This is a genomic window from Bacteroides sp. AF39-11AC (assembly GCF_003474285.1).
Taxonomy (GTDB): Bacteria; Bacteroidota; Bacteroidia; order Bacteroidales; family Bacteroidaceae; genus Bacteroides.
Window position 1 is genome coordinate 17135 of record NZ_QROH01000017.1, and the last position, 17200, is coordinate 34334.

Below are 17200 nucleotides of genomic sequence, written 5' to 3' on the forward strand. Positions count from 1 at the left end.
TTCATAATTATCGATAAAGCATGAGAATTTTTAAATGTATTTTATTAGGAGGTATGTTTCTGCTGAGTTCCTCGGCAGCACTGGCTCAGGTTTCGCTATCACAGAATAGTAGCGGATCCAACGTGTTTAGTCTCGTTGGCAAGAAGGATAAAGCCTGCGTGTACTATGACGCAAAAGACTTTGAAGTTGTAAAGACTACGGCAGGACTATTTGCAAATGATGTGAAAGAGGTGAGTGGACAGCTTTTGGGCGTTGCTACTACCAAAGAAGCACCTCAAAAGAACTGTATTATCATAGGCACCTTGGGTCATAATGAGTGGATCGACCAAATGGTTGCAAAGAAGAAACTGGATGTAGAACCTTTGAAGAATCGTTGGGAAAGCTATCTGGTACAGCTTGTGCGCAATCCGCTTCCGGGTGTGGACAAGGCGTTGGTAATTGTAGGTAGCGACCGCAGAGGCGCTGCTTACGGACTGCTTTCTGTATCGAGAACTATCGGTGTGTCTCCCTGGTACTGGTGGGCGGATGCTCCTATTATCAAGAAGGATCAGTTGAACCTGAAAGTAGACAAGTATATTTCTAAAGAGCCTACAGTGAAGTACAGAGGTATCTTCATCAATGACGAAGACTGGGGACTTTACCGTTGGTCAAGAGATAACTTTGAGAAGGAAGTAGGAAACTTCGGCCCCCGGACTTATGCCAAGGTTTGTGAGCTTTTGCTCCGTCTTCAGGCCAACTATTTGTGTCCGGCTATGCACGATGCATCTATGGCATTCCATCGCATTCCTGAGAATAGAGTGGTTGCAGACCGCTTTGCTATCCTTATGGGAGCTTCCCACTGCGAACCGTTATTGTTTAATACGGCAAGTGAATGGAAACGGGATAAGATGGGCGAATGGGATTACATCAATAATAAAAAAGGTGTAGACAGTGTGCTCAATGTTCGTGTGAAGGAATGTGCTCCTTTTGAAAATGTATATACACTGGCATTGCGCGGACTGCATGACAGAGCCATGAACGCAAGCAATGATATGGGTGATAGAAAGGATATGCTTCAGGAAGCTCTGATGGCGCAAAGACAGATGTTGATCAATGCAATCGGTAAACCGGGAGAAGAAATTCCCCAGGCATTTACTCCTTATAAAGAGGTGTTGGATGTATATGATGAAGGTCTGGAACTTCCGGATGATGTAACTATCATTTGGCCGGATGATAACTACGGTTATATGAAACGTCTGAGCAGCCCGAAAGAACAGAAACGTTCGGGGCGTTCGGGTGTATATTACCACTCTTCTTATCTTGGCAAGCCTCACGATCACCTTTGGATGAATACGGTTTCTCCTACATTGATGTACGAAGAACTTCGTAAAGCCTACGATGCAACAGCCGACCGCATCTGGTTGCTGAATGCCGGTGATATTAAGTCATGTGAATTCGCAGTGGATTACTTCCTGACAATGGCTTTCGATATTGATGCTTTCAACTTTGAAAGAGCAGCCAATTATCGTACAGAATGGTTGTGTAGTATGTTGGGCGACCAATACCGTAATGAATATCAGGATGTAGTCAATTCTTTCTATAAGCTGGCTTTTGCACGTAAACCCGAATTCATGGGATGGGGCTACCAGTGGACGACTGATAAACATGGGAGAGAACGGAATACGGATACAGACTTTTCACTGACCAACTATCGTGAAGTAGACAACCGTCTGAGCGAATACCGCCGTATTGGAGGTATCGTAGAGAATATTCTGAATAATATGTCCGATGAGAAACAGAAAGCATGTTTCTATCAGTCATTATATTATCCGGTAAAGGGATGCGAATTGTTGAACAGAATGGTACTGGACGGACAAAGAAACCGTTGGTATGCTATTCAGCAAAGAGCCTCGGCTAAGGATTTGGAGAAATCAGCAAAAGCTTGTTATGACAGTCTGGAAGTTATAACCAAAGGCTATAACTCACTGCTTGACGGTAAATGGAATCATGTGATGACCATGAAGCAAGGATTTGCAGCTGCTTATTTTGAACTTCCGAAGTTGCGAGATGTTGAACTGGCTCCTGCAGCTTCCCTGGGTGTAATGGCCGAGGGTGAGGCTGTGTTGAAAGGTCTGCAAAGTTTCCATTCATTGCCTTGTTTCAATACTTACCTGCGTCAGTCTTACTATGTAGATGTATTCAATAAAGGTGCTGCTCCGTTGAAATGGAAAACATCTGTAACAAACGATTGGATTTTGGTAAACAAGAAATCCGGAGAGACAGCTACCGAAGAGCGTATTGAAGTTTCCATCGACTGGGCAAAGGTTCCGGCTGGTGAGAGAATCCTTGGTACATTGGATATTATGTCCGACCGTGGTGAGAAAGAGAGTGTTTATATCTCCGTCTTTAATCCTACATCTCCTTCATTGGCCGAAATGGATACTTTGTTTGTAGAGAACAATGGATATGTTGCGATGGATGCGGCAAGTTTCCACCGTAAAGTAGAGAATGATGATATTAAGATGATTGTGATTCCGAACCTGGGATTTGAGAATACAGCTGTTCAGTTGGGTAATCCTATGGCAAAGGCACAGCGTACGGCAGGACGTAATACACCGCGTCTGGAATATGATTTTTATACTTTTGAACAGGGATCGGTGGATGTTTACACCTATGTACTTCCTACCTTCCCCATAAGCAAGGATAGAGGATATGCCGGACATGAAGCAACCAACGTTGAGACCAAATATGGCGTATGTATTGATGAAGGGCCTGTTATGACTCCGTCTACTTCTTCCTTTGAATATGCTCAGATCTGGTATGAGAGCGTATTGAAGAATTGCAGAATCAATAAGACCACCCTTCATATAGACAAGCCGGGCAAGCATACAGTGAAAATCATCTGTGGAGATGCCGGAACCGTTTTGCAGAAAGTTGTATTGGACTTTGGTGGTATGAAGCGTTCTTATATGGGACCGCAACCTACCAGAAAGGAATAAAGCTCTGTTCGTAGGATACTAACACCTTTCCCTTAAATCATTAAGGGAAAGCATTCTCAACAGTAAGTCCAAGAGATCAAAACATCCGGATGTTTTTGCCTAAAAACACCCGGGTGTTTTCTATATTAAGCCTTAATCTTTTATAGACTAAGGTTTATTGTTTTACAGGTTAAGCCTTATTGGTCTACCTCCTGAATAAGGGGGTACTAAGTTTAGAAACCTATTAATATCAATATTACTATGATGAAAAAGTTAATACTTGCCTTTTGTATGTTGCAGAGTATCTTATTTTCGTTGGGAGCTCAGGATATGCATCAAAACATAGCATATGCTGACAATAATGTGCGCTTTACGGTTATCTCAGATGGAACACTCCGTTTGGAGTATGCTCCGGATGGCAAATTTGTAGATAACAAATCTTTTGTTGCGGTGAACCGCCTTTATCCGGATGTAGACTACAAGCTAAAGTCAAAAGGGGCGTGGATTGAAATAACGACCTCTAAAATGAGGATGCGTTATAAAAAAGACAGTGGTCAGTTTACCGGAGATAATCTGATGATTGAAGCGGTGAAAGGGACATTTCCATTCACTTGGAAGCCCGGAGTGCAGCAAAAAGGAAATCTGAAAGGTACTTACCGCACTCTGGACGGAATGGATGGTGAAACGCAAACTCAAACTTGGGTGGCTGATACCAAGAAAGGGGAACAACTGAAATTGGAAGACGGTTTGTTGGCTACTGACGGTTGGTCTTTTATTGATGATTCACAAGGACTTCTGTTCGATAACGATCCGGATTGGGAGTGGGCGAAAGAACGTCCCTCCAATGGAGGACAGGACTGGTATTTCATGGCTTACGGGCATGATTACAAGCAAGCTCTGAAAGACTACACTCTCTTTGCTGGTAAGATGCCGTTGCCTCCCCGTTATGCGTTTGGCTATTGGTGGTCGCGCTATTGGTTGTATTCTGATAAAGAGTTCCGTAACCTAATTGATAATTTTAATACTTATCAGATTCCTTTGGATGTGTTGGTAGTAGATATGGACTGGCATTATACTGAGAAGGGTAAAGGAGGCTGGACCGGTTGGACTTGGAACAGGGATTTATTTCCGAATCCCCAAGGTTTCCTGAAATATCTGAAACAAAATGACCTGAAAATTACTCTCAATCTGCATCCGGCAGACGGAGTGGCTGCTTACGAAGAAAACTATACGGAGATGGCGAAAGACATGGGTGTAGATACTGAGACGAAGAAGACGATCCCTTGGGTTAATTCCGATAAAAAGTTCATCCGGAATATGTTTAAGAATATACTGGGCCCGATGGAGAAAGATGGAGTAGACTTCTGGTGGCTGGACTGGCAGCAGGGAATGTTTGACCCGAAGATGAAGAACCTGAGTAATACATGGTGGATCAATTACGCATTCTTTAGTGATATGGAAAAGCGCCGGGAGACTCGCCCCATGTTATATCACCGTTGGGGAGGATTAGGAAACCATCGTTATCAGGTAGGCTTTTCCGGTGATGCAGTGATCTCTTGGAAATCATTGGACTTTCAGCCTTATTTCAATTCTACTGCCTCTAATGTGTTGTATGGCTATTGGAGCCATGACTTAGGAGGACATATCGGTAGTCAGATAGATCCCGAAATGTACACCCGTTGGTTACAATTCGGAGCATTAAGTCCGATTATGCGTACGCACTCTCAGAAAGGGGCTAAATTGAATAAAGAACCTTGGGTATTCAACAAGGAATATTGTGACATCATTCGTGAAACGATTCGCCAACGCTATGTGATGGCTCCTTATATTTATACGATGGCCCGCAAGGGGTATGATGACGGAATTTCACTTTGCCGCCCCATGTATTATGATTATCCGGAGAATAAGGAAGCTTATGAGTTCCGGAATGAATACATGTTCGGAGATGATGTGCTGGTTATGCCGGTCACTGCTCCGGTTGAGAATGGCTATGCACAGGTGCGTGTATGGTTGCCGGAGGGAGAATGGTATGAATGGCATACAGGTGCTCTGCTGAAAGGGAATCAGATTGTGGAACGCTCTTTTGCTGTTGATGAATATCCGATTTATATAAAGGCAGGTGCCATATTGCCCATGTATCTGGATAATGTGATGAATCTGAATGGTAATGACGAAGAGGTGGCAGTAACGGTTTTCCCCGGTGGAGGCGATACTGCTGAGTTCAAGTTGTACGAAGATAATGGTAATGATAAGAATTATGCATCCGAATATGCTGTGACTAAGTTGAGTTCTGTCCGCAATGGTAATGAACAAACGCTTGTGATAGGTAAACGTGAGGGTGCTTATAAGGATATGCCTCTTGTCCGCCCGTTTAAGGTGAAGGTGCTTTCTTCTCTCATCCCCCAGTCTGTTACGGTGAATGGGCATCTGGCTAAATACCAGTACTCAGGTGAAGATTTTGCCCTTTTGATCGATATTCCTGCTCAGGCTTGCGATCAGGAAAAGGTGGTTAAAATCGTTTATCCGTCTGAAAAGGTCGATATGAACGGACTTCTTGGAGCATCCCGAAGAATAGCGAAGGGTATGGAACAACTGAAATATCGTAATTCGTACATTGTCTTTAAAGAAGAGTTTGGTAAAATGGGAAGTTTGAGTGAAGCAGTGACCTATGCTCCCTCCGAAATGCCCGCTTTGATCGCTGATTTCTGGAAAAGTTATAATAAACTGCCTGCAGTGTTGGAACGACAGGGAATGAAGAGTGATCTTGCAACATGGTTTTTGCAATCTGTTTGTTGGAGCAAGTGATAAATAATAGATAGATGAAACGATATTTGATGACATTTTTGGCCGTTTTCATGGCTTTTCACTGTATGGGGGCTTCTTTGCCCTCCCAGGTGGACAGCCATGATATAGCGTCTTTACATGCATGGGGACCTTATTCCAAACGCTATGCAGGCATCTCGCACATACCTGATATGAGTAAAGGAATACGTTTTGATTTCTCCGTGATGCCCGGATATTACCGGAATCGCCAGTTGGTGCCGCATGTCCTGTTTGAATCGTCTTACTATCCATGGGAGATAAATCCGGAAGTGAATCGCATCACTTACCGATATGAACTGGAGTGGAAGGACAAGGTTTATACGGATGTCACTTATTACGTGTTGGATGATAACCGCACACTGGTCGGAATACATTGTGTCAACAATACAGGGATGCCTCAGAATCTGGTTCTGAACCAGATGGCTTATATAGACTATCCTGAGACGTATCCGCAGGTAACTGCTACAGGAGCATCGCGGCTGCAATGGTATAATGCCATTGATTATACGGAGAATGAACCTGTTCGGAAATCGCCTCAATACAGACTGGTATATGATGGGTGGCAGCGGAATGAAGAACGTAGCGCTTTGTCTCTTGATGGTTCGATTCTGGGGAGAGGCTTCGGTAGGAGCGAAGGTGACCGCCTGAGTTATCAGGTGAAGATCCTTCCGGATCAGGAAAACGGAGCCATAGGTATCCGATTTAAGGTAAAGAAGGGAGAGAACGTTGTACTACAGCTGAAAGGGCTGATAGAACAACCTGTTACTCTGAAAGGTACGGGAGAATTCTCTTTCGTATCAGTTCCTTATCAGAATAAGAAGGCAGGAGAATACAAACTGGAACTTATTTCGGGTAGTACCGTTGAAATCGGTCTGGATGGATTCTTTATAGGCAGTGCGGATGATATCAGCAATGTAAATGTAGTCCGTACTCCGATACCTTTTACTCCTGCAATGGAAGTAGGTAAAAACAAGAAAGACTTCATCCTGAAGTACAAAGATTGTGAAAACTATTATGGGGTGGCTTGGAACCATCAGCATTCGGAAGTTCGGGAAATATTGAACGGTGAATTGGAATCTTTCTTCCGGAGAAAGGTGCACGATCATGTCTCGTCAAGGCTGGTTGGAGATAGGAAGTGGCACTATACGAATGCTTTTTTGCGTCCTGTCGTGCTGGAACCAGATTCTGAACAGACCATTTACATGTTGGTATGCACAGGAGATAAGGAACAGGTGCAACAAGAATTGCAGAGTTTCCATTCAACTCCGGATAAACTGATTGCGCAGGTTAAATCTACGGAAGATGCAAAGTCTAAGGATAAAGTGTTACCGGGCGGAGAGAAGTATCTTCTGGGAAGTCGTTTACTGCAAGCATCGCTTTTATCGAATATCGTATATCCGGTTTATACGCAGAAAGAGTATATCAGGCATTTTACACCGGGCAAGAACTGGAATAGTCTTTATACTTGGGATTCCGGATTCATTGCACTGGGACTGATTGATGTGGATCCGGCTAAGGCTTTCGAATGCATCAAGGCCTATACAACTCCGGTAGGGAGTGAATCGGCTTTTATTCATCATGGCACTCCATTGCCTATCCAGATGTATGCTTACGCTGATTTGTGGAACAATAGCCTGTCACGTGAGACCTTGGAATTCTTATATCCCCGACTGAAACAGTTCTTTAACTTTATGGTTGGAAACGATCCTTACTCTACTACCCGGATGAAAGGTTCCGGTCTGCTTCGCACCTGGGATTATTTCTATAATTCCGGTGGATGGGACGATTATCCGCCTCAGCATGCACGTGGGGGTAATAAACTGGTGACTCCTGTAGTTACTTCGGCTTATTACCTGCGGGCTGCGAAAATACTGCGCCTGGCGGCAAAAGAGTTGGGATTGAAAAAGGATATGAAAGAATATGAACAGGTAATCGAACGACTGTCGAATGCTTTACAAACCTACTCTTGGGACGAAGAAAGTGGATATTTTGGATATGTACTCCATGACTCCTTGGAGAACGCGAAGGAAATCTTACGGTATAAAGACCAGTCGAACTTCAACAAGGGGCTGGATGGAGTGACTCCTCTGACAGCAGGTATCTGTTCTCCGGTTCAGGTAGATCGGTTGGTGGGACATCTGTTTTCTCCCGATGAGTTATGGACAAAAGTAGGCATTTCAACGGTAGACCAGTCTGCACCTTATTATAAAGTAGATGGATATTGGAATGGTGCCGTATGGTTTCCCCATCAGTGGGTAATGTGGAAAACCCTTTTAGATTTAGGTAAGGGAGAAGAAGCCTATCGGGTGGCGCATACAGCCCTGGATAATTGGGAAAAGGAATGTGCAGCAAGCTATTTTACGTTCGAGCATTTCATTATCTCTTCGGGAAGAGGAGCGGGGTGGCACCAGTTTTCCGGACTTTCATCACCTATTTTGAATTGGTTTGCTGCCTATTATAAGCCGGGTAAAGTTTCTACCGGCTTTGAGGTATGGATTACGAAGAGCGAATTCAATGACAATAATTCCGGATATAAGGCTGATATCTCTTTTGACGATTCGACAAAGGCCCATGAGCGTTGTATGATTGTCTGCATGGATGCAGGATATAAGTATGAAGTATTGTTCAATGGTAAGTCTGTTAAATCCAGATCTGGCCATCCCGGAATGTTAGAAATCACATTACCGGCTACTAATAAAACCGGTGAACTTATAATTCGGGCTCTTAATTAGAGTTGTTCATAAGAGCATTATTTTCTTTCATATTCAATATTAACCTTTGTGAGGTATAAGATGCCCATTTCGCACACGGTGAAATGGGCATTTTGTGTTATCAGATTAAAACAGATCGATACATTTCATTACAAATGAAACTTTGCAAAATAAGATATTTGTCTCATTACTGATAATTTTGTACCTACCACCGTTTTATAGCCTTCTGACTGCGAAAATGAGACGTTTTTTCTCTTTTTAGAGATAACTTTACCACCTGTTATCTAATTGATTCTCTACTTTTGTCGTGCTTTGAAGCACAAGGCAGTCTTTCAATTTTTTTAAAATTTAATATTATGAAGCAGAAGATTTTAAGATTCTTTTCTGATGCAAGGGTTAGGATGGTACTCCTCTTCCTGATTTCTACAGTTTACGTTCAAGCCCAGTCGGGCAGAATCGTTACGGGTGTTGTTAAAGATGCTACGGGCGAGACAGTTATTGGGGTAAATGTTACTGTAAAAGGTAATGCTGCTTTGGGAACAATTACCGATTTGGACGGTAAGTATTCATTGAACGTTCCCGCGCAAAAGTCTACTTTGGTATTCTCATTTATTGGTTATCAAACCATAGAAAAAACAATTGATGCCAACACAAGAACTTTGAATGTCACCATGGCTGAAGATTCTAAGTTGCTGGATGAAGTTGTGGTAGTAGGTTATGGTACAATGAAGAGAAAGGACGTAACAGGTGCTGTGGCACACATTGGCGAAGAAGTGACGAAGAATAGAGCTGCAACGAATGCTCTCGATTTTTTGGTTGGTACTGTTCCCGGTGTACACATCACTCCTTCTACTAATGCAGCTGGTGGTGCTTCCGGACTCCTGATCCGTGGTAAGCAGTCCTTGAAAGCCAGTACTTCTCCTTTGATCGTTTTGGATGGTGTTATATTTTACGGAAGTATTGATGATATTAATCCGAATGATATCGAAAGTATGGATATCCTGAAGGACGCCAGTTCTACTGCTGTTTATGGTTCAAAAGGTTCGGCGGGTGTTATTCTTATTAACACTAAAAAGGGTTCTACTGAAAAACCGATTATTAATGTAAGCACAAAGATCGGTGTGGCACAAGCAACCTTTATGCCTCAAATGCCTACTGCAGAACAGTACATGCAGAGACGTTCTGACTACTACAAAACAATTGACTACTTTAAACCGGGTGAACAACAAAAAGGTTTGGGATATTATGATAATCCTGATAACTTGCCTGATGGCGTTTCTCGTGAACAATGGGCTGGTTATGATAATTCTTTCTCCGGTGACTACATTGAAACCTGGATGCAACGTCTGGAATTCAATCCTATTGAAGTTACTAACTACAAGGCCGGCAAATTCGTTGACTGGATGGATCTTGTTTACCAGAATGGCTTGAGACAAGATTACAGTGCATCTGTTTCCGGTAAGACAGCAAGAACCAACTATTATGTAGCATTGGGCTATACTAACAATGATGGTATTGTTGTCGGTGACCAGTTCCGTGCTTCAAGATCACGTGTGAACTTGGATACTGAAATTACAAAATGGTTGAATATCGGTTTGAATGCACAGTTCGTTCATAAAGGTACGGATAACATTTCAGCAGATACCGGTGCGGCTAAAGCAGCCAGCCCTTTCGGTGATGTTTATGAGGCTGATGGAAGTATCAAAGTTAGACCTTGGGATGATAACCGTATTGCTAACCCATTGCTGAACCGTTCTGTAGACGATAAGTATTACAGAACTCAGAATTTCAACTCAAGTGTTTATGGTAAGTTGACTCTCCCGTTTGGATTTACATGGCAGACTACTTTCAACGTGCGTTATGGTTGGAGAAAAGACTACTATTTTGACTCTGATATCAAACCGGGTGTAGTAGCTGGTGGTAAAGCAAAACGTGAAGACTACTCTGACTACGAGTGGAGTATTGACAATATGCTGAAATGGAATCGTACTTTTGCTAAAATTCATAACTTTGACTTCACTTTCGTATATACTGCCGAAAAATACCAGAACTGGAAGAGTACAGGAAACAATGAAGGTTTCCAACCTAATGGAACTCTGAGCTATCACGCTATTCAGTCAGGTATCACTCCTACTGTCAACTCAAATGATGAAATGCAAACAGGTAATGGTTTGTTGTGGCGTTTGAACTATTCATTGATGGATCGTTATTTGTTGACCGGTTCTGTACGTCGTGATGGTTTCTCTGCATTTGGACAGAACAATCCTTATGGTGTATTCTCTACAGTTGCTGCCGGATGGCGTATTTCAGAAGAAAAGTTCCTGAAAGATGTAAAATGGATTGATAACCTGAAACTGCGTCTCTCTTGGGGACAGACTGGTAACCGTGACATCGGTCGTTATGCAGCCTTCTCAAGATTGACAATTACCAACGTTATCCAGAATAGTGTAAATTATAAAGGTGTATATCCTTCTGGTCTGGCCAATAGAGACCTGAAATGGGAAACTACTACCGGTCTCAACTTTGGTGTTGACTTCGGATTGTTCAACAACAGACTGTCCGGTTCGGTAGAACTTTATAAGAACAAAACAAACGACTTGTTGATGGACCGTGCTATGCCTGAGATCTCAGGATATGGTTCAATCGCTTCTAACTTGGGAGAGATTGGTAACAAGGGTGCTGAGTTGACTCTGTCAAGTATAAATATTAATACTCCTAATGTACGTTGGGGTACTACATTTACTTATTCTACTAATAAGAACGAAATCAAGCACCTGTATGGTGATATGATTGATGTATTGGATGCAGATGGTAATGTGATCGGTCAACGTGAGGATGATGACGTTCAGAATGGCTGGTATATCGGACATGCTATCGATGAAATCTACGATTATAAGTGGATTGGCGTATGGCAACTGGGTGAAGAACTGGAAGCTGCAAAATATGGTAAGCAACCGGGTGACCCGAAATTGCTGGACGTTAATAATGACGGTAAGATCAATACAGATGATAAGCTTTGGTTGGGTACAAAAACTCCGAAACATCGTATGACTCTGAGCAGTAACCTGACTCTGTTCAAATGTATCGACTTCTCTTTTGTGCTGCGTGGAGAGTTTGGTTGGATGGATATCGACAACTTGCCGAGAAACGAAACAAACCGTTACTACAATACTTCAAACTCTGTTTGGACTGAGTACTGGACACCGTGGAATCCGAATAGTAAATATGCCCGTCTGGGTGCAAACATTGATAGCCCGGGTGTGAATATTTACGAGAAGAGAAACTATGTAAGAATGCAGAATATGGCATTGTCTTATTCATTCCCGAAGAAGTTGATCAACAAATTCATGATTGATAACCTGAGATTCAGTATCAATGTGGACAATGCATTCGTTATCTCTAAATGGAGAACATCTGATCCTCTGACTAAAGCCATTACTCCACGTATCTGGACATTTGGTGTGAACATTACCTTGTAATCTGATAGAACGAATAATTAAATAAAGATATTCAAATGAAAACAAAGAAATATATACTAAAAGGCTTGGCCACTTGCCTGGTAGCAGCCAGTCTCTCAGCCTGTGTTGATCTTGAACCCAAAGCGATGTCGTTCCTGACACCGGAGAACACTTTTGTGGACAAAGCGGGTTTGGAAACCATGCTTCGTCTTTGCCGTAAGCAGATGAATTTTGAATGGTTCGGAGATGCATTCAACTCTGGAAACTGTGAAACCTATTCTGTATATGAATATGCCTGGTCTGACTTGGCTGTAATGGGTGGTCCTGAGACGAAGGAGATCCATAACATGGTGACTCAGTTGACTCCTACGACTAATATGTACCTGCATTTGCGTTACTGGGTTTTCGGATGGAATGGCATTAAATATGCCAATACAGTAATTACCCGTGCTCCTGAAGCTTCGGATATGGCATCGGAAGAAGACCGGAATGCTTGTTTGGCAGAAGGATATTTCCACCGTGCTTATTGGTACTATTTGTTAGTAAATCAATTTGGTGATATACCTTGGATCAATGAAGAAATTACCGGAGCAAAACTGGACTTTAATACAGTTTCCCGTAAGACTATTCTGGCAAATATCAAGAAAGATATGGAATATGCCGTACAATGGTTACCTCAGGAAGTGATTCGTGGTGCTGTGAGCAGAGCTGCAGGTGAGCACTTGCTGGCTAAGATTTGTCTGGCTACCGGTGATTTCCAACAGGCAGTAGATGCAACTACCCGATGCATTAACAATTACGGATTACGTCTGATGACTGAGCGTTTCGGTATCAATATGGATGATAAGACTAAAGATGTATACAATGACTTGTTCCAGGAAGAGAATATCAGCCTTGTTGAAAACAAAGAAGGTATCATGATCGGTCAGGAAATCTATGGTTTGGATGGATGTTCCTCTCCGAGTGGTTCAAAACGCAAACGTAACTTCGTGCCGCAATGGCATGCAGGAAGTAAGGTGAAAACACCGGACGGTAAAAATGGAACAACCGATGCTTCCGGAATCTACGATGGATATGAACAATTGGAAGAATTGGGTAGAGGTCTTGCTAAGATACGTCCTACTAACTATGCTCAGTATTCATTGTGGAGCAATTGTGGTGATGATATGCGTCATAATTCTAATAACTGGTTTGATAAATCACGTATCACTTACAATTTGCCGGCTTCAAAGGGTGGCAGTGCTACTTATTTTGGTCAACCGGTAAATCCTGCTTATTGTTCAGATACCATGCGCTGCTACTTCTCCTTTCCGATTGTAAAGGTTTTGGTTGACAAAGATGATCCGAATGCCGGAGGTAAAGTGCCTGTAGGTGGTTTCACCGACCAGTACATCTTCCGTCTTGCTGAAACTTATCTGAACAGAGCTGAAGCATATTGGTGGTTAGGAAAGAACGATCTGGCTACTGCTGATGTGAATACAATCCGTCGTCGTGTAAATGCTCCGGAATTTTCATCAGTTACATTGGAAGATATCCTGGATGAAAGAGCCAGAGAGTTGTTCCTGGAAGATCATCGTAAGACAGAACTGACCCGTATCGCTTTCCTGAAAGCTGAAAAGGGTGTAGATGGATATTCTCTCAATAATTTTTCAGAGAAGAACTGGTATTATGACCGTGTTATGGAGAAGAACAACTTCTTTGCAGAAGAATATTATTATTCAACGAATGCTTTCATTATGAAACCGTACCATGTGTTGTGGCCAATTCCGCGTAATGCTATAGAATCCAATACACAAGGTCGCATTAACCAGAATTATGGTTATGATGGTTATGAAGATAATATTCCGGTAGAAGAACTTGAACAAAGATATAAATAAGTAGAATACAATGAGAAGTAAGTATATTTTGTTTGCCTTGGCTCTGACAGGAGCCTTGGCATCCTGCTCGGACGATGATAATAAAGGAAATACAAATTATAAGAATCCTTATTCTAATCCGCTGACGGATTACAGTGTAGGTGACCCTACCATCTGGAAAGAAAATGATCATTCATTTTATGTATATGCTACCAATACATCTGTGATTCGTAAGTCACAAGACTTGATTCATTGGACAGATGGAGGCCCGATGTTCGCAAAGAAACCTACATTCGTTACAGAATCAGGTGCAGCTGTCTGGGCGCCGGATATCGAAAAGGTTGGTGATAAATTTATCCTGTATTATGCTATGTCTGCCATGGGTAAACCTGCAACTGCCGGTATTGGTATTGCTTCTGCAGATTCTCCCGAAGGTCCTTTTACTTTGGATATCTCTGTTGATGGAAAAGGAAAGCTGTTCACTTCAAGTGAAATTGATGTAAGAAACTCTATTGACCCTTGCTTCTTTGAGGATAATGGACAGAAATGGTTGGTTTGGGGTAGTTTCAACGGCCTGTATGCAGTAAAACTGAATGCTGACGGAACGAGAGTATATCCTGATATTGCAACTGCTAAGAAAGAAAGAGTACAGGTTGCGGGTACTGCTTTTGAAGCACCTTACATCCATAAGCGCGGTGATTATTACTATATGTTTGCATCTGTAGGTTCGTGCTGTAACTCTATGTTGAGTACGTATACTACTGTTGTCGGACGTTCTACTTCTTTCTTAGGTCCGTACGTGAATAAGAATGGAGAATCAATGCTTGATAATAAATATGAAGTTCTTATCAGAGCTAATGATCGCTTTGTAGGTCCTGGCCATAATTCGGAGATTGTGACGGATAGCGAAGGTAATGAGTGGATGTTGTATCACAGTTATGACAGACACACTCCAAGCAAAGGACGTTATCTGATGATCGACCGGATTGTTTGGGAAAATGATTGGCCGGTAATTGCTGGTAATAGTCCATCTACCGAAGCAGAAGCACCGGTTTGTAAATAGTAATAGTGAATATATGCAGAAAATATTGTTAATAGGAGCCTTTCTCGCCATAAGCTGTCTGCTTATGGCGAAAAAGCCCGTCAAGAGCTATCAGAATCCGGTTATAAACTATAGTTTGCCTGATCCTTCTATTATCAAAGGGGAGGATGGCTACTATTACTTGTATGCCACCGAAGATATCCGAAACTTGCCTATTCATCGTTCGAAAGACTTGGTGGAGTGGGAATATGTGGGTACTGCTTTTACTAAAAGCACTCGTCCGGACTTTGAACCCAAAGGAGGATTATGGGCTCCTGATATCAATAAAATAGGTGATAAATATGTACTTTATTATTCCATGTCCGTTTGGGGAGGCGAGTGGACTTGTGGCATCGGATGTGCTACTGCCGATAAGCCCGAAGGCCCTTTTAAGGATCATGGGAAAATGTTCCGTAGCAATGAAATCAATGTGCAGAATTCCATAGATCCTTTCTATATGGAGGATGGAGGAAAGAAATATCTCTTCTGGGGTAGTTTCCGTGGAATTTATGGTATTGAACTGTCGGATGACGGACTTTCTATAAAGAAAGGCGCTAAACTCCGTCAGGTAGCGGGGACAGCCTATGAAGGAACATATATTCATAAAAAAGATGGCTATTATTATTTCTTTGCATCCATAGGTACTTGTTGTGAAGGATTGAAGAGCACTTATACTACAGTTGTAGGTCGTTCGAAGAAGCTTTTTGGACCTTATGTTGATAAAAGTGGTAAGAAGATGCTGGATAACCACCATGAAGTACTGATTCATAAGAATGATGCTTTTGTTGGTACCGGGCATAATTCAGAGATTGTAACGGATAAAGCAGGTAATGACTGGATGTTCTATCATGCGGTGAGTACTAAAAATCCCGGAGGTCGTGTGTTGATGATGGATAAGGTTAATTGGAAAGACGGATGGCCATCAGTGGCCGGCAATTCTCCATCGATAGAAGCCGAAAGACCTGAAATGTAAAATAGTAAAATGAAGATTGAATATGAGGTTAAAAAGATTGTTTTTAGGGATAATGCTTTCTGTGGGCATTGTAAATATAGGAGCGGCAAATTATACTCCTGAGAATGTTTCCATTTCTTTAAAAGTTCCGGGTAATGACGCCCAGCACTATTCACTGACTCTCCAAAAGCAGCAGGACGGTGTGTATACCTGCCAGTCTTCCGAGCAGTTACCATTGGTTATTACCCGCCAGGTAGTTGATAAAGATGGCAAGCAGCGTATTAACGTTGTCATCACGGCCTTGGATACTGTTTATTTCAATTATGGCGAGCAAATAAAAACCGGATACCGGCATTCTGATTGCCAGTTCTACATGCCCGGTTTCTGGTACCGCCAGAATCTTCGTTCTCCCGAAAAGGCCCCTTCTTTCCATATCTCGGATAGCTGGCTGGTACGCGAAGACCGTCTGAGTACTCCTCTGACTGCAGCCTTCAATTCAAGTAAAGGTAAGTCCATGTCAGTCATCCGCATTGACAAGTTTGACAAGGAGGCTTTGGCTACTCATAAAGAAGGCGAGGTTATTGTCTCCGGTGAGACTTCCATCGGCTATACCGGCTTCGAGAACATAGGTGGCATGACTGTCCTTTCCTATGGTTTCCCTTATAAGGAGGCTCCCAAGACTTATATCCGTAAACTGACTCTTGCTCCTTCCGTTGAGGCTTTCCAGCTGCTTCGCAAGGGTGATAGCATTACCCTGACCTGGGAACTGTCCGAGATTGATGCTGCCGACTTCTCCGAGTGCGTACAACGTACCTGGGAGTATTGCTATGACACGAACCGTCCCCAACCCGTGAATACCCCTTATACGGTGGACCGTATGAAAGATGTGCTGAGTAATTTCTTTGTGGAGAGTTATGTGAATACTACTCCTACCCATTACTATTCGGGCGTTGAGCTGAAGACAGCCACCTGTGCCAGTACTGATGTTGCCGAAGTCGGCTTTGTGGGTCGTACGTTGCTTAATGCCTTCAATGCATTGGAATACGGTTCCCAGCAGAACCGTCCTGAACTAGTGAACAGTGCTAACAGTATCTTTGATACTTATCTTACGAACGGTTTCTCTCCTGCGGGCTTTTTCAATGAGGTTGTCCATTATAACCGTGATTTTAAGGAACCTAATCTTAGTATCCGCCGCCAATCGGAAGGTGTGTATGCAATTCTTAATTATCTGGATTATGAGAAGCAACACAAGCGTAAACATCCCGAATGGGAAAAACGTCTGAAGGTTATCCTGGACAGTTTCCTTCGCCTTCAGAATGCTGACGGTAGTTTCCCCCGTAAGTTCAAGGATGATTTCTCTAT

The 17200-nt window shown here is 42.7% G+C and carries 8 protein-coding genes; all 8 read left to right on the top strand.

Annotated features, from left to right (window positions below):
- Positions 1–20: 20 nt before the first annotated feature.
- Positions 21–2978 carry a glycosyl hydrolase 115 family protein gene (locus DW036_RS24960; protein ID WP_187374678.1) on the top strand — a complete coding sequence of 986 codons (2958 nt, stop codon included), beginning with the start codon at positions 21–23 and terminating at the stop codon, positions 2976–2978.
- Between the two features lie 240 nt (positions 2979–3218).
- A complete protein-coding gene (locus DW036_RS24965; protein WP_118466662.1) occupies positions 3219–5762 on the top strand; it encodes a glycoside hydrolase family 31 protein in 2544 nt (847 codons plus the stop codon).
- A 14-nt stretch (positions 5763–5776) separates the two neighbouring features.
- A complete protein-coding gene (locus DW036_RS24970) occupies positions 5777–8512 on the top strand; it encodes a trehalase family glycosidase (protein WP_118466663.1) in 2736 nt (911 codons plus the stop codon).
- 335 nt (positions 8513–8847) lie between these two features.
- Positions 8848–11970 carry a TonB-dependent receptor gene (locus DW036_RS24975; protein ID WP_118466665.1) on the top strand — a complete coding sequence of 1041 codons (3123 nt, stop codon included), beginning with the start codon at positions 8848–8850 and terminating at the stop codon, positions 11968–11970.
- A 35-nt stretch (positions 11971–12005) separates the two neighbouring features.
- Complete coding sequence (locus tag DW036_RS24980) at positions 12006–13826, top strand: RagB/SusD family nutrient uptake outer membrane protein (protein ID WP_118466667.1); 1821 nt, start codon at positions 12006–12008, stop codon at positions 13824–13826.
- Positions 13827–13836: 10 nt separating this feature from the next.
- A complete protein-coding gene (locus tag DW036_RS24985) occupies positions 13837–14868 on the top strand; it encodes a family 43 glycosylhydrolase (protein ID WP_118466669.1) in 1032 nt (343 codons plus the stop codon).
- Positions 14869–14932: 64 nt separating this feature from the next.
- Positions 14933–15859, top strand: coding sequence for a family 43 glycosylhydrolase (locus DW036_RS24990; protein ID WP_233560542.1), 927 nt, complete (start codon positions 14933–14935; stop codon positions 15857–15859).
- A 22-nt stretch (positions 15860–15881) separates the two neighbouring features.
- Positions 15882–17200: hypothetical protein (locus tag DW036_RS24995; protein WP_118466675.1), on the top strand; the 1319-nt coding region annotated here is incomplete at its 3' end.